This is a genomic window from Hyperthermus butylicus DSM 5456, from assembly GCF_000015145.1.
Classification (GTDB): Archaea; Thermoproteota; Thermoprotei_A; order Sulfolobales; family Pyrodictiaceae; genus Hyperthermus; species Hyperthermus butylicus.
Map to the genome: position 1 here is coordinate 1356066 of NC_008818.1, position 19854 is coordinate 1375919.

Below are 19854 nucleotides of genomic sequence, written 5' to 3' on the forward strand. Positions count from 1 at the left end.
GCCGTCACTATGTACCTAGACGGCTACCTGGTGAACGTGTGGCCAGTGCCTGGCTGGTTTCCAGCTGCTAGCCGAGGGGTTTGAGGCTGAAGACCAGTATTGCCGCGACGTAGAGTGTCATTCCCACCAGCTCGCTTGTGGAGAGCTTCTCGCCCAGGACTAGCCAGGCTAGCGCTGCTACGAGCACAGCATTCGACAGTGCTATCGCGGTGGCTGGGCCAGCCTTACCCGTTGCTACTGCGAGCTTTAGGAAGTACATACCGAGGGCGAGGGTTACCCCGGCCACAGCCATTAGGGCGAAGTACTTTGGATCTACCCCGGCTAGGCTGGGATTACGGCTGCCATCAAACATGCCCCGGTACATCATTACCAGTGTCGCCAGAATGCCGGTGAGGCCTGCGCCGAGGAGGAGTATGGCGGTACCCTCAATAGATGGTATTCCCTTCACGGAGGCATATTTGAGGATGAAGTTTGTGACACCAAAGAATACGAAGGCGCCAAGAGCATAGAGGGCCCAGTACTGCTCGCCAGCCATGCTCTCAGGCACCCAGAGCTAGAGACATGTATGTAGGGGTGGGCTATGAAAAGTGTTGGACTGGGCCAGCTTATGGCTTTATGGATGCTAGAAGTAAGGAGCTACGCCATATTGGTAGTGGATAAGCAAAATAACTATGATGCGTATATATGGTATTTACCTTCGTAGCCAGGCGTCAAGCCCCATTTGCTGGCCCCGGAAATGCTCCCTATACGCCTTCTTGAGCCGCTCAAGCGCATTCCTGACCCTCTCCGGGCTGAAGTCATGCCCCTCGACTAGAATCTCGAACACCTTCTTCTCGTCGGGCTCCCTCCACTCAAGCTTATAGTCGGTCGTTACTGGCGGATTGAGGAAGTACTCGTAGATCTTCAGTGGATCCGTTGGAAACTCGTGCCTAGGAAGGCCTTGTAGAAGCTTTACAGGGTCACGGTGAGCCTTCACCATTTTCAATGCTGTCTTAGGACCAATCCCCTTTACACCGTCGGGGTTGTAGTCTGTTCCTATCAGTATGCCTAGCGCTACGAGCTGCTCCCTGGTAATCCCCAAGGCCTTTAGAAGCTTATCCAGCTCTATGAGTTCCGGCTTGATCTCGACATAGACGTCTTTTCGTGGCAGCTTACGCCTACCAGTAATTGCAAGGTTTCTTACGAGCCTCGGGGAGCCGAAGAGGAGAGAGTCGTAGTCCTGGCTTGCAGCGGCCCATGCATCGCCACGCCGAGCCATGAATGCTGCCTGGGCTTCACCCTCGGCGGGAGCCTGCACCCATGGAACCCCCATAGCGTCAAGCAGCTTCTTAGCATCCTCTACCATTTCGTCGGTAAGCCTAGCAGCCATCTGTGCATAGCGCCTTGCAGCTTTTGTATCACCCTTCTTCACAGCTTCCTCGTACTTCTTTACAGCCTCGCTCTTCACCCGCTTGCGCCTCTCAATCTCGAGATACTTCATCTCGGGTGGCTTTCCATCAAAAACGTAGACTATCTTAATTCCGTGCTCCATTAGGTTTATGGTCCGGTAGAATAGGCCGCTGAGATGGCTTGTAATCCGGCCCTTGGAGTCCATGAGTGGTGTTCCATCGGGCTGTCTTATAGCTGTGAGGAACTGGTAGAGCGCGTTATATGCGTCAATAGCTACGACCTTGTATTTTAGATGAGCAAGGTCTATCTCCTGAATAGCCTCCGGTGGGATAACCTCCCTGATATTAACTCCCAAGGCTCCACCTAGCCCCTGCTAGGTAGGATGCCTGGTGGGACTGCTTTAAGACTTGGCTATGAGCTCAACGTTTCTGAGATTCTCCTTCAACACGTTAACATAAATTATACCTTGCATCTCAAGCTTCATCAGTGCCCTGAGGAACTCCGAGAAGGTTACGTCAAACTTATCTCTAATCGCTCTATACAGTTCAATGTCCTTGGCGTTTCCTCCTCGCCTCTCAAGCTCCTCCACGATAGCGTAGTAGAGCGGGATGCTCCTCCAAGTCTCCTCGGAAGCCAACCCGATAACCACCCCAGGCTGTCGCCTCAGCTAGAATTAGCGAGGCTAGCCGGGAGGCCAGTAAAGTGGCGCAAGTGAGTCTGGGGCTAATATATCCTGGGGGTGAGATATACCGTGTTAAAAAACGGCGTGGGGGCTCAGAAGGTGTAGTATGCGTGTGTTAGCATCTTCTCGACGGTCTTGACGGTTTTGCCGTCCTTGCGGAATGCTAGGTGGACAGCGCATGCCAGGCATGGGTCGAAGCTCCTTATCGATCTCACGAAGTCTAGGCCCTGCCACTCCTCGGGTGGCAGCTCTTCTGTTACCCAGCTGTTTAGCGCGCTCTGCTCGAAGGGGCTGTATCCGAACCTGTCATGTGGCGAGACATTGCCCGTGGTTGGCGCGTGTATCTGCACGTTGAGCACCTTACCGTTCTCTTGGACTACCCAGTGTCTCACAGTGCCGCGTGGCGCCTCGGTGAAGCCGAAACCGAAAGTTATTGTTCGTGGTACCTTCCACGGCCTCGATGTCTCGGTATACCGCTTATCTAGTAGGCTGCGATACTGTGATACACCCTTCCAGGCGCCCACTACGTCTAACAGTAGGTTGAATGCTCTAGCCCATAGCCTGTATATCGTCGTGCTTATTGGTGGCACCTTCCACTTGAACTCCATTGGCTCGCAGACAGAGCCTGGTAGCTCGTCTGTACAAGCGCGTGGCAGGTGTACAGTTATCTCCCTCCCACCAGCCTTAAACCATGCATCAGCACCGTCAACGTTAACGCTGTAGTTGTGCATTGATGTTATGAGCAGCCTTGCATAGGGGCCTACCTCGAATGGTAGTATAGAGCCGTCCTTCCATACTAGCCTTACATGTGTTGCCCATGTGTACTTTCCACTCCAGTTGATTGCTTTGCCCTCAAGCTTCGGTATGGTAACCTTGTTCCATGGATGGTACTTTGCGTCATACTTGCCGTGCAGCAGCGGGCTCCCCTCGGGATCTTGTTCTCGATACCAGCGTGGCTTATCCCAGTCCTCGTAGAACGCCCTTTCAACGTGCTCCATTATGCTGCGCTGGTACTCCTTAAGGCTTGTGGAGACGAGTTCACCGCGTATCACTATACCCGGCTTTAGTAGGCGCTTAATAGCGGCCTTGTCTATGGCCTTGTAGAATTCTACTGGGTCGTACTGTGGCATGTCCTCGCCATACGCCTCGGGGTCGTCGAATATACCGCTGCTTGTTACTGCTAGGACGGTTGTCTTCATGCCTGGGCACTCGCTGGGCTCGCTGGTGTAGGCGTAACTTAGCCCGTTGCAGGAGTATGGCAGGCCTCCCGGCAGCGTTACTTCTTTCTCGAAGAAGCTTAGCAGGTCCTCCCATAGAGCGTAGAACCATTTTACCCACGCAGTTAGCTTGATGAGGCGTGTCGTATAGGCTAGTAGTAGGTTTTCTGCATCGCTTATGTCAGTGGATATGCCGCCAGGTATCAGTGTTGATGGGTGGCTGTGCCTACCGTAGATAAGTACGCCAGCTTCTCTAGCAAGCCTCTGGAACCTAACCGCGTACTGCCACACCTTGCCGGTGAGCGGGTTAAGGGCCTCCATTATGTCTGCTATGGTTGTAAAGCCATGTATATCCCTGTGCTCAGCGTAGACCTTCTTGGCGTGGTCATATACGCTTGGCGTAAACTTCGAGACTATTGCTGCACTATAGTCGGGGCCCTCGAGCATGCCGAGAATAATGCTATGGTCGTAGATGTGGTCGGTCATAGCGAATGCCATGTTTCTAAGCACAACACCCATGGGCTTTGGGCTAACACCATATGCCATGTCTACTGCTAGAACGCTAGCATTAGCATGGCTGGCGCCACATACACCACAAATCCTGCTGGTTACGTGCGGCAGGTCTTCCGGCGGTCTGCCTATACTGAAGATTTCGAAGCCACGGAACATTGTTACGAATGTCCATGCCTCGCCGGTAGGCTTCCTAGTCTCTGCATCTACGTGGAGCCGGAGTCCGAGGTGCCCCTCAATCCTCGTTATAGGGTCTATATGGATCCTAATTGTGCGTGATGTACGTGTCATTGTGTGCACCCCTCGTCACTGTGCTCAGCCGGGGTTTGTGTTGTCAAAAAACCGTGTACGGGTCATGAACTGTCATTTGGTTCCAACACCCCGCACATACCTTCCAAGGTATTCTGCAATATGCATAATACCGATTTCGAGACCGTAGATCTTTGCACCGCCAGCAATTGAGTGCATGCAGACCGGGCAAGCTGTTACTACGAGGCTTCGCCTTACTCTCACGTATATGGTCTATCTTCCTCTTGAGTGCTACGGCCCACGCCTTCTCGGTCTTCTCGATGAACTCTTTCTCCTTCTCGCCGCTAATGAGGTCCTCGGGTTTGAGTCCTACTAGGCTGGAGAACTGCTTGATCATCTCCATGCTCATACAGCCTATGCCTCCTCCACCGCCACAGCATAGACTGTTTACGCCATGATGGGGTAGTGGCCTAAACCTTCTGCTAACCTTCGCCATGACCCTGTAGGGTTCCTCTACCACACCTCCCCTCCGGACAAGCTGGCACGGATCATGCCATGTTACCTCGTCGTCTGCCGTCTCGAACTCCAACTTACCCTTTGAAATTAGCTCGTCGACAAGCTCTACTATGTGGAGCACCTTGAAATCGAGCTTTCTGCCAAGGACTGTTGGCGCCTTCCAACGCAGCCAGAAATAGGGGAAGCCGCCGTCCAGCAATACTACAGTCTTTACGCCGAGCTTTTCAATGCTGTCAACGAGCCTCTTGAGAGCTTCCTTGGCAGCTTCCGGTCTTCCGGCTACAGCGGCTACCGGCGTTCTAAAGCCCAGTGGCTTGCTGGGCACTGTGTAGTCTAGCTTGGCAGCCTCTAGGATCTTTATGGCGCCAGCGATGGCTCCGGGGTAGAATAGTGCGTCTGTCAGCATTGGCAGTAGTAGTATCTCCGCGCCAGCCTTATCGTATGGCAGCTTCTTCCCGATAGCCTCCTCAGCCTTGGTTAGTGCAGCCTTCCAAGCCTCCATAAGGCTTGGAACCTCGTAGAATGCTCCGCTCCTCTCTAGCTCGGCGAAGAAGTCTATGAGGGATGGCACTCTACCCATATCAGTGGCCACAATCTTTAACAGCTCCTGGATCACACTACCACTGTCAATTCCGAACGGACATGTCAGGTAGCAGTGGCCACAGTTTGTACACCGATACACAGCCTCTACAATCTCGTCAAGATCCTTCTCGCTCTTTGGAAGCTTGGCGTTCACTAGCCAGCCAAGTATCCTACCAGCAAACGTTAGCTTCTTACGGTATATGTAGCGTGCCTTTTCAGCCTTAATCATCGGTGCATTCCGCTCATCTACATAGTAGTATGGACATGCTGGTGCACATACACCACAGCCAACGCACGCCTCTAGGAAGTGTAGCTTGACGACATCTATCCTGCCCACAAACTTGGCTACAGCCCTATCCAGTTTCGCCTTGTCAAAGCCGCTCCAGGAAATTCTCTCCCTCACCTTCATAGCTATATCGCGTGCCACGGGGCTACCTGTCGCGGCCATAGGCTACCACCTCCCTGCAGCTTACACTACACCCTTACGCACCTTCACATCCCAATACTTGTGGATCTCGCCATACCAGTAGCCAAACACAAAGTGCCAGTACTTGGAGAATGGAATCCACATCAGCAGGATCTCTGCCAGGAGCACGTGCAGGCCCAGCAACAGCCTATACGTTGCAGTATTGACTGTCGGTACTTCCGCGCTACCAATACCATACCTTGCTGCAAGGAAGCCGGTAAGCAGTATGCCTAGTAGCAGCAGGTAGTTGAACATGTCGCTTAGTTTGAGGCCGCGCACACCCCTGATGCTATCAGCTATTCTTAAAATCATCTTGGCTACAATTCCAATCATTGCTAGTACTGCTAGCACATCACCATTCAGTATCACCGTTAAGGGGCCCCAGATGCTTTCACGGAACACGCTCCCGTCGAACCCTGGCGGTAGTAGGCTTGACACCGATGGAGCACTGCTAGAGTAGCTCTCCGGTATCCAAAGCCCTAGCTGCGCCACAACACGGTATATTGGCAGGTAGTACGACCATACTGCGACGTGCTGCGATAGCAGGAACAGTATCGGTAGGACACCTATTATGTGTAGTAGCATCAGTCCAAAGAGGAATTCCTCCTTTCTATTCTTCGCGGCAAATATTATTGGTACAATGAAAGTTTTTGGAAATTCTATTATGAGCTTCGATAATGGCCTCTTCCTAGCATCGGCTTTGACTGGTCTCCGCCAATAGAATATCATTCTAGCTATACGGTAGGCTACACCAAAGGCAAATACAGCTATGGCAATCCAGAAGAACTTATACACAGCGAACGTGTAGATAATGTCGCCCAACGCCACGGAGCCCACCCCCTTCACGCGCCCTTCTCCTTCTCCTTCTCACCTCCCGCGAGCTTACGGATACCATAAGCTGCGAGTACACCAACAACAGCCGCGCCGGCTGCGAGCTCGGTTGCAGCGGAGGCTTCAGGCTTCACGGGGGCTGGTAACGGCTTGTAGTACGGCTCATAGGCGTCCATGAAGCCTGGCATCGTGCAGCCTATGCAGACACCGCCGGTCCTAGTTGGACCGCCGACACCATTAACCCAGCCAATCTTGTTGTATGGACAATTTGATATGGGGCCTTTGCAGCCGACGCTGAAGAGGCATGCGCCGCTAGGCTCGCCTGGCTCGCTGCGTAGTATACCTGCACGGTACTTTTCATTTCTCGGGCATTGCTCGTGTACAGAGCCTCCAAAGATGATCTTTGGCCTCCAGTACTGGTCAAGCTCTGGTAGAGGTAGCTCTCCCTTAACCCATAGTATGAGGTTTGTCAGGGTCTTCAGTTGCGCATTGCCGTTGGAGGGGCATCCTGGTACAGCTACGGCGGGCTTGCAGCTTGCATCGGGGCTTGGCTTGTCGGGTACACACTTGCCATCGATAAAGTCCACGTAGGGCTTCGCAAAGCTTCTAAATGGCTCTGGCGCTTGTTCAGCTAGTATCTTTGCGAAGCCCTTGTAGCCCCTAACGGGGTCGGGGAAGAAGCCTACACCGCCGGTTGGACTAAAGCTCCATCCATACCTGGCCCATTCCCTATACAGTTTGTAGCCTGTTGTTGACTCGTAATCCTCTAGCAGGTCGCTGCGAGCCCAGCTGAAAGCTACGGTGTTGCCGACAACGCCACCGTAGCTTGCACAGTTGCCAAAGCTAACAACTCCTATGGCGCGCTTCATAAGGCAGGCAAACCACCTTGCACAAGTGACGACATCCTCGCCACTAAGCCCCTTCATGCACTCTTCTGTCGCCTTCTCAACCTCGTCAATCTTCTCCACGAGCCTCTCAGCGATAATCTTGGCTCTCTCCGGCGATATGGCCTTGACAGCGTCAACCACTGGGAGCAGTGTGTTGGGCTTCATCTTGCCCTCAACTACCCTGCGGAGCTTCTCAAGCGACTCCATAACAGTCTCGTAGTCACCAATGTAGCACAGCATGTTTGTGCCCTTAATGCCGGTTAGATCCTCGTCCGGTGGCATGGCCCCTTCTAGAATGAGCACGTATGGATCGTATACGCCACCCAGGGCTAACAGAAGATGCGCTATAGAGCCGAAGCCCCATTCGGGCATAACAGTCTCATGGAATGGTAGTACAACAGCACCCGGTGGTGTTAGATTTGTAAGACCAGCTAGAACCTCAACAATGTCTGGCTCGGTAGCCTGTATCAAGGACGTTGTATCACCAGCGCAGTCCTGGGCTTCAAACCATACAAGGCTAATACCTCCCGTCTCCAGTTCTGCAAAGGCTCTGCGTATTAGCTTACGCCAGTCAAGAGATGCTAGTAGCGCTGTGGTACCAGCAAGCTTTAGAAACTGTCTCCTAGACAGCCTTAGTTCTAGCACTCTTGAGCACACCCCGTCTCAGCATGATCAAGTAGTTATTTTAAGTTTGTGTAGAGTAAATAAAGGTAACGCTGTAAACACTCAATTAGTATAACACTATAGAACAATATTGAAAATGCAAAAACGATGGGTCTGGAAGGGGGGCAAATCATTGGCAACGGTGATACTTGTTGACGGTTGCCGAAGAGTATACGACCCTGGAGTGAGCCTATCTGGATAGTCATGGATTACCTAACTTTGCTGTAAGTGTACCCCGGGAGAGCTCGTTCCAGCAGTACCGTACAGGTTGTATTAGCACGGCTGGGAAGAGGGCGCCAAGTATACAAGCGTCCTACTAGACTCTTCTAGGCTTGGGTGGTGGTCTCCAAAGAGCCCGGCCAGGGGCGTTGAATCTCCTCGATCCCTTCTCGGTCTCTGAATCCGAAGTTTGGCTTAACACCGGCCTCTCACTGCACTAGTAAGCGCTGAGCTGCAGGTCTTCGGGCTCTCTGGCTTGAGAGTAGGATGTTCAGGGTGCTGTGGTGTGAGGCTGCTAGTACTGGGTGTCGGCAATCCCCTCTTTGCCGACGACGGGCTGGGTTACTGTGTTGTTCGGGGTCTCGAGGAGTGTAGTTCTAGGCCATCATGTGTAGAGTTTGAGGCTGTTCAAGCTCTCGAGCCAGGCCTAGTAGCGCTCTTCGAGGGTAGGGACCATGTTGTGATCATTGATATTGTGGATCCGCGTATGCTTCCTCCAGCTGCTAAGCTCTTAGTGGTGGAGCTTGACCCCAACAGGCTCAGTAGCTCCGAGATTACCGGAGCAATAGTTAGTACAAGCTCTCACGAGCTGAACCCGGCAAGCCTCGCGGTCTTAGCGAGAGCCTCAGGGCTCTTCAACGGTAGGGTGACCGTACTCGGCGTGCCGGGATTCAATATCGAGCTGGGAGGTAGGGTTTCCGGCGAGGCACTCCAGGCGCTCCCCGTTCTCGTTAGGGAGCTCAGCTCTAGGATCTCGAGGCTCTGTGGCGAGGAGATAGTGGTGGACATGGAGTGCTTCTGGAGGATCGTTAGCAGAGAGTGTAGCGTTAGTCACGGTGGAGCTGGTGCCAGCCCAGGGTAGAGCTAGACATAGCAGTCGAGGTTACAGCACGCGTCGTGGCCGAGGCTTACAAGTCCACGCTGGAGCTGGCGAGGGAAGCAGCAGAGATAGTTGAGTCTGAGCGTGCCGGTGAAACCTAGGGGCATGGCTTGAAGCCCGTCTACCGCTGCAGGGTCTGCAGCGCCTACACCGAGGAGCCAGTACACTGTGGCAGGCCCGCAGAGCCGTTGATGACGGGGGAGCAGAGGCTAAGGCTTAGCAAGCTCATGACAACCCTGCTGCGCCATCTCCCCCACGAAGCTGGGCTACGCCTCGACCCCCAAGGGTGGGTTGGAATAGACGAGCTTGTCCGCGGGATAAGGGAGAGGTGGAGGAACCGCCACCTCTACCAGTGGGTTACCCGGGACCACGTCATAGCGGTAGCTCTCCTTGACCCGAAGGGGAGGTTCCAGCTAGACCTCGCGAGGGGCAGGATAAGAGCCGCCTACGGCCACACTGTGAGGGTTGAGCTGGGCTACCGCCCCCTCAGCATGGATGAGTTGCCAGACAAGCTGTACCACGGCACTGTTGCAGAGAACCTGGCTTCGATACTGAGTGAGGGGCTTAAGCCCATGAGGAGGCTGATGGTTCACATGACAACAGACTACAGCTCCGCCGTGGAGACAGGGCGGAGGCACGGGCCTAACGTTGTGGTACTTGTCATAGATCCTCGATGCCTGGCGAAACACGGCATACCAGTCTACCGAGCTAGCGACACTATCTACCTGGCTCCTAGTGTGCCACCAAACTGCATTACAGGGAAAATAGCGCGAAACCCGCAATCGGCCAGGAAGACCTACCTGCATGCCTAGACGGCTACGCCTTCCTCTCCATACTTACTGCCAACAGGCAGTAGGCTGCCCCAGGACCCGCGATAACCCGGATACCCTCCTGGCGTTCAGAGGGCTAACACCGATGGAGAAAACCTTAGTGATATCGAGAGGCTGACGGGGCTATGGGAGCAATTGTTGATGCATCAGTAATCGCAGCCGCTGCAAAGGGGATGGGAAGACCATTAGAACGTTAATATGGTGGTATTAGTCTGGCAGGATTTAGCATTAGTGAGTTTTTGATGCGCATCCTAGTCTTTCCCATCACCCTTCTTATTCCGGTGCCCAACGTGGTTGCTAGCCCCTCGGCGGTTATGCTTGGAGGCTGCTGTTATCGCTAGAGTCATTATCGCAGTAGCACTTACCGTGGTCGGCCTAGCTGTTGGTAGGGGGAGTCTTGCCCGTGCTGTATATAGGGCTGTAACGCTACTCCTACTCTACTTCTCTATGCCTATACTTACCTGGTATACTGTCGGCATTGCCTTGCCTAGGTTTCTCAAACTTATAGATGTCATGGTAGTCGGCTTCGCCTACATAGTAGTAGCACTGGTTGCTGTAACATTGCTTACCTCGTTTGCCGGGAAAAGGCTCGGTTGGAACTGTAGGGTTAAGGCAGCTGTGACGCTAGCCTCGGTATTCCAGAACGCCTTCTTCCTGCCACTACCAGTCGTGCTGCTGCTTGGGGGTACAGTTGAGCCAATAGTAGCCTATGGCATAGCATTTAGTACTATGACTGGGTTTGCTGTACCATTCATTGCTAGTAGGTGCAGCCCATCACGCGGACCAAGGGGGCTGTGGGAGCCCCTACGTGGACTACTCACCTATCCACCATTCTACGGGCTTCTGGCGGGTATCGCCACGATACCTCTGAGCTGGCAGCTTTACGCGAGCGCCGGCTCAGTGATAGCAGTGTTGAAGAGCGTTGCGTCAGAGGCTACCTTGTTGAGCTTCTACCTTGTAGGGGCTAGCATAGCATTAACGTGGCCTCCAAGGATAGACTCAGCTGTCGTCTTTACCGCCCTCTGGAGGCTCCTCATCTCCCCCATAGTACACCTCGGACTCGCTGCCCTATTGGGGCTCGGCAGTTGGCTGTTGAAGTGCGTCCTGATAGAATCGATTATGCCCCCAGCCACCATGAACCTCGTATTCTCAGAGTACTACAGGTTAGAAACGAGCGTCGTGGCCTCCTCAATAGCATTCATAACGCTTCTCTCCCTCGCCCTGGTAGGACTGTTAGCAATCTCACCTCCATAGAATGGTTAATGGACACGCCGATATGGATGGAACTCAATTACGTCTTTGTAGGCTTCTAGGGGGCAGCTGAGCATCCACGGCCTATACCGTGCCAGGAGAACACCGTGAAGTACTGGAACGAGAACTCATACTCCAAAGCGGCAGCATAAAGCGGCATGGAATAGTGTCGAGAATAGATCTGCATAGCCAAGCCCAGTCACGAGCACACGGCAAATACTCAAATCCTAGCTACCTTTTAACTCGCGACTAGCCTTAATTATGGAGTTTGAAATACAATATAGTCTTTGTGGCTAGTTCGCGACTATGTGCAGGGTGTCATCGCACCATCCATTACTATTGTTGCACCGTTCATGTACTCGGCGCTTGGCGACAAGAGGAAGGCTAGCAGGTTCGCTAGCTCTTCGGGTCGCGCGACTCTGCCCAGGGGGGTTGCCTCCAGTACGAGCTTTCTCCACGCCTCCTCCGGGCTTAGACCCATAGACTCGCCTATCCTGGCTACGTTTCTCCTGGCTCCCGGCGTGTCGAAGCTTCCGAGCAGCACGGTGTAGGCCCTTATGCCCCGGCCGCCGTAGCTCCGTGCAACCAGTTTTGCAAGCTGTACCAGTCCCGCCCTCGACACATCCGCAAGAGCGAACGGGGTCATAGGCGCCTTCACACTGACCGATGAAAGGTATACGAAGACGCCGCTTCCCCGCCTGAGGAACCTTGGCAGGAGGAGGCTTGTAAGGAACCCTGGCGCGACAAGGTGGAGCCTTGCTGCTTCAAGCCAGTCGCTATAGCCTGCATCCTCGAGGTGGCAGGGCTCGCAGGAGACGTTCCCGGCATTAAATACTAGAGCGTCAAGACCCCCCAGGCCATCCCATGCCTCCTCTACAAGCCTCACAAGATCATCCCTTCTGGTAAGGTCAGCCTGGATAGCGATAGGCTCGACTCCTGTCTCCTCCTTTATCTCCTTGGCAGCCCTCTCCAATGCCTCCCGGCTCCTAGACGATATAGCCACGCTAGCGCCAAGCCTGGCAAGCCCCCTGGCGGCATAGAACCCGATACCACGACTTGAAGCAGTAACAAGAACATTCACGCCACGTAGATCGAAGCTTGCCCTGCCAGGCAAATTAGAGCCCACCCCTTCACTGCACCCTTGGTCTGGGCGTGGCAGCTCCAGCAGCTCAAGACTCCGGAGCAGCAATAATGTGCTTAGCTAGGCATGAAGTATAGGAGGTCCATTAGCACAATATACGGCATCAAATGTCGTAATAGCAATGCGACTATCACAGCTGTCTGGGGTTGCTAGGAGGCTGCAAAGCCCTACCGCTGCAATGCTGTAACACTCGTCATACATGCTTATGCTATAACATTAATAACATCGACGTGTTTTATATGATATTTTTTATTATGATATGCGGAGCGTATTGCCTTAGACTTTGATGTCTAAGTATGTCGAACCCTTCATGTGGTCATCCCCGAGACCTGTAGGTAGGCTGCTACCCGAAGGTTTCTGGCCCACCTATTTAACCAGCTCATCCATTCCCGGCCGCTAGAACCTGGAAGACTGAACAGAGGTCTAGATAAGGCGCCCTAATGGTGAGCCATGCCTTGAGAAAGCTTGTGGTAGTACTAGGCCTTGTAGCTCTAATACTAGTGTTCGGCATCGCCGCCTACAGGCACGCTGAGGCAATGAGTAACGGCGCGCCACAGCTCAACTGTCTACAGTGCCACCAGAGTGCGGCGCAGAATCCGGTGGACTTCACTATAACTGGCCTGCCGCAGAACTACCAGCCGGGCAAGACCTACACGATAACGATCAAGATCAATAATGGCCCAGACTGTAGCAGTGGCGTAGCCTGTGGCGGCTTTGCAGTAGTGGTAGATGCTGGCGAGCTAATAGCCAGCGACAGCAAGAACACCTTCATCTCCGGCGAGATACTAACCCACACCAAGGACGGCTCAATGCTGCGCGAGTGGACATTCCAGTGGAAGGCTCCAGAGAACCCAGTGCCGGTAACCTTCAACATATCCGTAATAGCTGCCAACGGTGACGGCACCTTCAACGGCGATGCCTTCGGTAATAAGGTGATAAAGATAGAGCCCGCCAAGGCCGCTGAAGAGGAGCCTGCTAAACAAGAGGAGGAGCCGAGCACAACAACCACAACAACTACGACTACAACCACTAGGACGGTGACAACCGTTGAGAAGACAGAGCACAACCTGCCTCTAGCGATAGCTGTAGCAGTTGTAATATTCGTAGTAGTAGTTGCCGGCTACCTACTACTAGCCAGGAAATAAGGCCTGGCCAGCCACAGTAGTGCGACTATCCAAAACCCGGCCATACAATGTTTTTAGCGACATATAGCGCCTCCAAAATCTTCAGACCATTCTGCCCCGGGAAACCTTGTCAAACCCCGTTTTCTGCCGGAAGCCGGGCACCTCGCGAGATATACTCTATGATTAAGTAGTAAACAGGCATGGTGGCCGGTAGTGCCTATGGCCGGAGAAGATGTCGCTGGTGGTGCCGGGATTCGCGTAGAGGTAGTTTGCATGAATGGTATTTCCTCAGCTAAGTGTACAAGAACTGTTGAGATAGGCCTAGGGGACTTGCATGCTACCGTAGACTTGCTAGATGATGTATGGGGGGAGAGCCCGGAGAGGCCTGTTCTCCTCGTATCCACGTCGCTGCGGGGCTTTGACGCTCTGGTCAAGGAGCTGGGAGAGCTCGGCCGCAACCCCTTCCTCGTTGAGGCCACGGGCATACCTGAAACTATGTTGTCAGGGCTGAGCCTCGATAACCTCATAGACTACTATGCCGGCTTTATCGCGGCAACACTGCAGGAGCGGCAGCGGGCTAAGAGGAGAACACCGCCGGTAACCCGGCGGGAGGCGCTTCGCCGCTTCTTCCTGATCCCGCCAGAGTATGTTGTGCTGCCAAGACTCCGAGGAAGCTGCGGTGATGCAGAGGTCTGCCCGTACTCGGCGTTGACCCCCGAAGGGCTTGACGAGGCGCGGTGTCGAGGCTGCATGCTCTGCGCAGCTATGTGTCCTGGGGCTGTGGAGCAGCTTGCGTGGACTGGAGCAGCGAGCCTAGCTTACGCTTACAGCTTTGCTGACCGCTACGCGCTTGACGGAATACTGTTCATCTGCCGGCGTAGCCTTGGTATGCTAGACGAGTATGCTGTGGATGCTAGCCCAGCGCGGCTCCTACCTTTCCACGTGCCCTGCATCTCCTGGCTCCAGCCAAGCCTGCTAGCAGCGCTCAACAAGCTGGGCATCCGTGTCCACGTCCACCGGGATCCTGGGATCTGTAATGGATGTCAGCTGGAGGCAGCAGCGGGAATAGCTGAGAAGCTGCTCTCGCAGCGTGGAGTCCGTGTCTCTCCTCGGCTATCAGAGGCGAGCATATACGCTTACACTGGGTATACGAGGCCGAAGAAAAGCATGAGGGAGATTCTAGTGATGCTAGCAGGCATGGCCTCTGACACAGCGGAAAAGGCCTAGCAGGACTAGAGGCGGAGCGGCTCAGGCTCGCCCGGCACCACTTTTACACCACTAAGCCCCAGGCCTGTCTTGCTCAGCAGCTTATCCGCCTGCCCGACAGCCTCTACGCATTCCCGCACAGGCTCTCCCTCCCCACCACTACTGCAGTACACGAGTAGCTTGTCCCCCTCTCTTCCGACATGGTTTACACCGGGTTCTCCGGGTCTGAGACTCTCTATGAGTGCTAGTAGCGCTGCCGCACTATCATCCATGTCTCCCCGGCAGTACGCGCGAAGAGCGGCGAGTGCCTCCTCGGCGTCGGGGCCGAGGAGTGATAGGAGGTTAGCCTCGCCGACAGCTTCGAGTCTCTGCCGGAGAATAGTGGCTGGCGGGCCTCCAGGCCCCTCTGCGAGGAAGTGCAACAGTACGGTTAGCACCTGGAGCGGGGTAGCGCCAAGCCCGGCAGCCCACGCGATTGACTCTCCGTAGTGTAGCCTTCCGCGGCCGTACTCGTAGTTGGATGCTAGTGCTATAAGCGGGCCCAACCGGTCCCTGCTGCCAGCCGCTTCCAGCGCAGCCTTTAGCCCATGGAGTGCCGCCAGAGCCTGCCGTGGCACCACTAGCTCCTCCCGCCCAGGGTAGAGCTTTGCAAGAGTGTTCCACGCCTGTTTCACAGCATCCAAGGGCTCAGTGTTGCCCCATAGCACCATGTACGCTGCAAGTCCTACAACACAGTTCCACGGGTTTTGCCCACAGACCACCACTGCAGGATCGCCATCGAGTAGAACGGCGGCCGTGTAGGCGCCTATAGTGTCGCCACGGCTAAGGTTTATGGTCTCGGCTAGCACGTCGTAGCCTAGGAAGAAGTATTCCCCGTACAGGTCGGCGTAAAACTCGTCCAGAAGTACCAGCCGCTTTCCAGGCTCAAGCACTTCGTCGAGGCCGGGGCCCACAACGAACAAGTGGCCGTGGTATTTGACTGTGGCTGGCACTACAGGCTACACCCCCGTGTACAATGTACCATCGTCTTGCTACACTATATGGGTGGGAACCCGAAACCCTTAGGCGTAGGTAAAATATAGTTTAATAACAAAAAATTCGCAGTGGCCGAAGGTGAGATATAAAACTCAATGGCGGAGGGTTATGTCTTCTTGCCGGATCAAACACGACGTGATATCCTAAAAGCAATAGCTCTCGGTGCAGCCTTTGCAGCTGTTGGTGGCGTAGCAGCCTACCACCTCACTGGCAGGAAGGTTGTTGAGACGCTCGAAAACATAACTAGGAAGAACGAGACCGTTGTAACATCGCCAACGGAGGCTAAGCCGTCAGAGGAGGCGAAGCCCAAGCTAACCGCGGTACCCGTTGGCCCCTGCAGGTTCTGTGGCGTTGGCTGTGGCGTCCAGGCCCAGATTGTAAAGGACCCCAAGACTGGCATGGCCAAGGACATTGTAGCTTTGATGGGTATACAGGAGTACCCGGTGAACAGGGGCGCACTCTGTACCAAGGCCTTCTACATACACAAGGCCATAGGCTACGGCGGCAACATGCAGGCCTACGAGCAGAGGCTCAAGAAGCCACTAGTAAACAAGGACTGGATCATACCCGGCAAGAACAGGCCGCCAGTAACCCCCGAGGAGATACCAGAAGCGCCTAGGGTTAAGAACCGCCAGGTAAGCAAGAACCCAGACGCCAAGGTGCCAACAGTAGAGCACATCAAGAAGAACTTTGTCGAGGTAGACTGGGATACAGCAGTCAAGTTCTTCACAGCAGTCATGAAGTACGCTCTCCAGAAGTACGGCCCTCACAGCTTTGCCTACTATGGCAGCGGCCAGTTAGGCACCGAGGAGAGCTATGTAATCAACAAGCTAACCAAGGCAGGCATACACACCAACAACCTAGACGGAAACCCCAGAATGTGTATGGTTAGCGCTGTTGGCGGCTTCATAACGAGCTATGGTGCAGACGAGCCGGAGGTAAGCTACGACCACATAGACGTTCCAGAGCCCGACCTAGGCGTACATGCTGACACATTCCTCCTAATAGGTACCAACACTGCTGAAGCTCACCCAATAGTCTTCGGCCGCATAGCCCAGGTCAAGCAGAAGAACCCAGACAAGGTCAAGGTTATCCTTGCAGACCCACGTAAGACTAGGAGCGGCAGCATAGCAGATCTATGGCTCCCACTGCGCTGGAGCATGGACGTAGCCTTCCTCCACACGCTAGCCCACATAATAGTCTTCGACCTAGACGGCTGCAAGGTTGACGCCAAGACGGGCAAGGTGGAGTGCAAGGGCGAGTATGTCGACATAAAGTGGTTGAAGCGCCACGCGGACTTTGCAATACCAACCAACACTGCCAAGACCTGGGCACTCAAGGACTACAACACCAAGTACAACAGCATGGGTGACCTAAACAAGGTCTGGGACATGGGTACCACAGCGAGCAATGCATCCAACTATAAGCTCTACCCGAGCGTTGGCAAGGAGTACAAGAGCGAGGAGGAGGTAGAGAGAGACTGGTGGAAGGGCTTCGCCCTCTACCTCAAGTTCCTGGAAATGTACAAGCCAGAGGTAATGGTCAAGATACTCTTCGGCGATGAGAAGCCGCTAATCAATAGGGAGACAGCAGAGAAGCTAATAGAGCAGGGTGAGCTAAGCCCAGACAAGGTCGACCTAAGCGGCAACGAGCCATTCGTAGAGATAGACCCCGTGGAGGCTATGAGGCTAGCAGCCAAGTGGATGGCTAAGGGTCGCCTGCTAGTGTTCTGGACGATGGGCGTCAACCAGAAGATCCAGGGCGTGCACGCTGTCAATAGCATAATCAACCTTCTAGCACTCACCGGCCAGATAGGCAGGTACGGAGCTGGCAGCTTCAGCCTCACCGGCCAGCCCAATGCCTGCGGCGGCATCCGTGACCAGGGCGGCCTAGCACACGTGCTGCCCTACGGCAGGCTCATAGCTGTAGAGTCTGCTAGGAAGCAAGTAGAGGACATCTGGAAGAGGCTAACCGAGCAGTACCTCAGAGAGCGTGGCTACACAGAGGATGCAATTAGGAAGGAGATAGAGAGGGTCTACGTGCACCCAGTACCAGGTCCACACGTGGTAGAGATGTTCCGCCGCGTCGCTGCAGGCCAGATCAAGATAGTATGGATAGCTGAGACCAACCCTGGCCACAGCCTACCAAACGTCTTCAAGTTCCGTGCTGGCATGGCTAAGCCGCACGACGACGACCCGGCATTCCCATTCATAGTCGTTAGCGACATCTACCCAACAAGAACCACCGACGTAGCCGACCTGATACTCCCCAGTGCGGCGTGGGGCGAGAAGGAGTTCAAGTATGGCTGCAGCGAGCGCCGCTACAGCATAGCCCGCTACATAATACCGCCACCAGGTGAGGCCGTCGCCGACCACATGATATTCGCAATGCTGGGCAAGGCCTGGGAGGACGAGGGCCTAGTACCAAAGGGCATAGTGAGCGGCTTCTTCCCAGAGGATGTCGACAAGGCTGCGAAGGCTGCTGGCAAGAGCTGGGTACAGTACGTAGTTGAGAAGAGCCGCGACAAGAAGTGGCACGAGGAGTTCCTCAACAGGCTATGGGACCGCGACATACTAAGCCTAGCCAAGAACACCTACTACGACTTCAGCTACGTGAAGCGTGAAGCCTTCAGGAAGATGATAACCGGATTCCGCTGGCCATGGCCGGAGCAGTATGCCAGCAACCCGAGCGTCAAAGCACGCTACGACAAGTACGAGTCCGCTAGCAGGTTCTCATACCCATACGACCCACTGATGCCCGACCCAGAGGACATCAAGAAGATCTACAACGACATAAAGAACATGAACAGCGCTGAGGAGATAAAGAAGTATATAGACAGCCTAGATGAGACCAAGATACACCCGGTCCACAAGGCTAAGTGGCTCGGCAAGCTCGCAAGCAACCCAGTACTGATGAAGTGGGTGCTCAAGCAGATAGTCGAGGAGATAGACGATAAGAACTACAAGCGCGAGAAGGTGGTGCCAGATAACTGGTACGTAGTCTTCTACGCGAAGCCGACAGGCAGGATGACCATCTGGGCTAGGCCGTGGCTGCCAGTAGTGATAGACCACGAGACTGGCGAGGTTAAGATAAACAAGGAGGTAACAATAACCTTCGAGAAGCTAGATGCCGACGCCGTATTCGGCGGCAGTATATCAGTATTCAGCGAGCCCAAGGGCCCATTCAAGATAGTAGAGAAGCACACAGCCGTACCAGCTAGCGGCGACCCAGAGAAGGGCCTCAAGGTGCTAGAGTCCAAGAGCTGGGGCGAGGCGCTAAAGACGAACTTCGGCGACATAGAGGCGATATTCCAGATAGCCCTAGCGCCAGCAGAAGCGCCTGGCTTCACGCTAAAGTACAGGCTTGACGACGGTAGAGTGATAACTGTAAGGGATGCTAAGGACTACCCAATGGTAGTCACAACCGGCCGCGTAATAGAGCACTGGCACACGGGCACAATGACTGGCCGCGTGCCAGAGCTGAAGAGGGTCAAGCCAGAAGCCTACGTCGAGATACATCAGGAGGTTGCAGAGAAGCTCGGCATCAAGGATGGCGACTGGGTGACAGTAGAGAGCCCACGCGGCAAAGTAACAGTGAGGGCGAAGGTGCTGAACCCCAAGACGGGACTGGGCGGCCCAAGGAGGGACTACGTATTCGTGCCATGGTTCGACGAGAACAAGCTAGTTAACGCGCTAACACTAGACAACTACGACGTACAGCCATACTTCTTCCAGCCAGACTACAAGACCTGCGCAGCCAGGATAAGGAAGGCAGCGCCAGACGAGATACCTAGGAGTGAAACCGAGCAGACAGGCAAGCCTAAGTACAACATCAAGGTTTACTAGTGTCTTTCCTTGCACTGAGCGCGTTTTTAGCCCTTTAACCATCTAGGTAGGCTTGTTTCTCCTACCTCGCTTCATACCCCCACCACTCTCCGACCACCATGCCTTGCATAACAGATTTACCACTACTACGTGTCTCCGGCCGGAGTACTTGCTAAGGAGTCGAGCGTTTTAGCCTTCTACATGGCAGGGTCGGCTCCGCTGCGGGGATATGGGTCGCGGGACGCACTGTGAACCGAAAACTAGCGGCGCAGGTGCCTAATCCACCCAGGCCTTGCCTGGTGTATTGGCTCCCGAAGCAATAGTAATCAACATAACGTAGCTTGCGTAATGT

The 19854-nt window shown here is 54.3% G+C and carries 15 protein-coding genes; 6 read left to right on the forward strand and 9 right to left on the reverse strand.

Going from position 1 to position 19854, the window contains the following annotated elements; all coding sequences use genetic code 11:
- Positions 1 to 67: 67 nt before the first annotated feature.
- The 7 genes from HBUT_RS07140 to HBUT_RS07170 form a co-directional block, all read right to left on the reverse strand.
- Positions 68 to 535, reverse strand: coding sequence for an EamA family transporter (locus tag HBUT_RS07140; protein WP_011822508.1), 468 nt, complete (start codon positions 533 to 535; stop codon positions 68 to 70).
- A 156-nt stretch (positions 536 to 691) separates the two neighbouring features.
- On the reverse strand, positions 692 to 1744 hold the full coding sequence (gene fen / locus HBUT_RS07145) for a flap endonuclease-1 (protein WP_011822509.1): 1053 nt from the start codon (positions 1742 to 1744) through the stop codon (positions 692 to 694).
- 45 nt (positions 1745 to 1789) lie between these two features.
- Positions 1790 to 2026, reverse strand: a complete 237-nt coding sequence (locus HBUT_RS07150; protein WP_011822510.1) for a hypothetical protein — start codon at positions 2024 to 2026, stop codon at positions 1790 to 1792.
- Between the two features lie 137 nt (positions 2027 to 2163).
- Positions 2164 to 4089 carry a nickel-dependent hydrogenase large subunit gene (locus HBUT_RS07155; protein ID WP_011822511.1) on the reverse strand — a complete coding sequence of 642 codons (1926 nt, stop codon included), beginning with the start codon at positions 4087 to 4089 and terminating at the stop codon, positions 2164 to 2166.
- 43 nt (positions 4090 to 4132) lie between these two features.
- On the reverse strand, positions 4133 to 5593 hold the full coding sequence (locus HBUT_RS07160) for a (Fe-S)-binding protein (RefSeq protein WP_011822512.1): 1461 nt from the start codon (positions 5591 to 5593) through the stop codon (positions 4133 to 4135).
- A gap of 21 nt (positions 5594 to 5614) precedes the next feature.
- Positions 5615 to 6439, reverse strand: coding sequence for a hypothetical protein (locus tag HBUT_RS07165; RefSeq protein WP_011822513.1), 825 nt, complete (start codon positions 6437 to 6439; stop codon positions 5615 to 5617).
- 14 nt (positions 6440 to 6453) lie between these two features.
- Complete coding sequence (locus HBUT_RS07170) at positions 6454 to 7974, reverse strand: hydrogenase (RefSeq protein ID WP_011822514.1); 1521 nt, start codon at positions 7972 to 7974, stop codon at positions 6454 to 6456.
- Between the two features lie 523 nt (positions 7975 to 8497).
- On the opposite strand from HBUT_RS07170, the gene HBUT_RS09040 reads away from it, so the two are divergent.
- The 3 genes from HBUT_RS09040 to HBUT_RS07185 all read left to right on the forward strand — a co-directional run bounded on the left by HBUT_RS09040 (position 8498) and on the right by HBUT_RS07185 (position 11175).
- On the forward strand, positions 8498 to 9073 hold the full coding sequence (locus HBUT_RS09040; protein ID WP_011822515.1) for a hydrogenase maturation protease: 576 nt from the start codon (positions 8498 to 8500) through the stop codon (positions 9071 to 9073).
- A gap of 128 nt (positions 9074 to 9201) precedes the next feature.
- Positions 9202 to 9903: an RNA 2'-phosphotransferase gene (locus tag HBUT_RS07180; RefSeq protein ID WP_011822516.1), complete on the forward strand. Its 702-nt coding sequence runs from the start codon at positions 9202 to 9204 to the stop codon at positions 9901 to 9903.
- A 336-nt stretch (positions 9904 to 10239) separates the two neighbouring features.
- Positions 10240 to 11175 carry an AEC family transporter gene (locus HBUT_RS07185; protein ID WP_011822517.1) on the forward strand — a complete coding sequence of 312 codons (936 nt, stop codon included), beginning with the start codon at positions 10240 to 10242 and terminating at the stop codon, positions 11173 to 11175.
- Positions 11176 to 11476: 301 nt separating this feature from the next.
- Here the strand turns inward: HBUT_RS07185 and HBUT_RS07190 are convergent, their stop codons facing one another.
- Complete coding sequence (locus tag HBUT_RS07190; protein WP_011822518.1) at positions 11477 to 12286, reverse strand: SDR family oxidoreductase; 810 nt, start codon at positions 12284 to 12286, stop codon at positions 11477 to 11479.
- 482 nt (positions 12287 to 12768) lie between these two features.
- On the opposite strand from HBUT_RS07190, the gene HBUT_RS07195 reads away from it, so the two are divergent.
- Positions 12769 to 13458 carry a Reeler domain-containing protein gene (locus HBUT_RS07195; protein WP_011822519.1) on the forward strand — a complete coding sequence of 230 codons (690 nt, stop codon included), beginning with the start codon at positions 12769 to 12771 and terminating at the stop codon, positions 13456 to 13458.
- Between the two features lie 192 nt (positions 13459 to 13650).
- Complete coding sequence (locus HBUT_RS07200; RefSeq protein ID WP_011822520.1) at positions 13651 to 14664, forward strand: hypothetical protein; 1014 nt, start codon at positions 13651 to 13653, stop codon at positions 14662 to 14664.
- A 5-nt stretch (positions 14665 to 14669) separates the two neighbouring features.
- Here HBUT_RS07200 and HBUT_RS07205 read toward each other — a convergent pair whose 3' ends face one another.
- Entirely contained in the window at positions 14670 to 15635 is a 966-nt protein-coding gene (locus HBUT_RS07205; RefSeq protein WP_011822521.1) for a hypothetical protein, read from the reverse strand.
- Between the two features lie 159 nt (positions 15636 to 15794).
- Between HBUT_RS07205 and HBUT_RS07210 the strand changes: the two genes are divergently transcribed.
- Positions 15795 to 19523 (forward strand): molybdopterin oxidoreductase family protein, encoded by a 3729-nt coding sequence (locus tag HBUT_RS07210; protein WP_011822522.1) that lies wholly within the window; start codon positions 15795 to 15797, stop codon positions 19521 to 19523.
- The last annotated feature ends 331 nt before the right edge of the window (positions 19524 to 19854 follow it).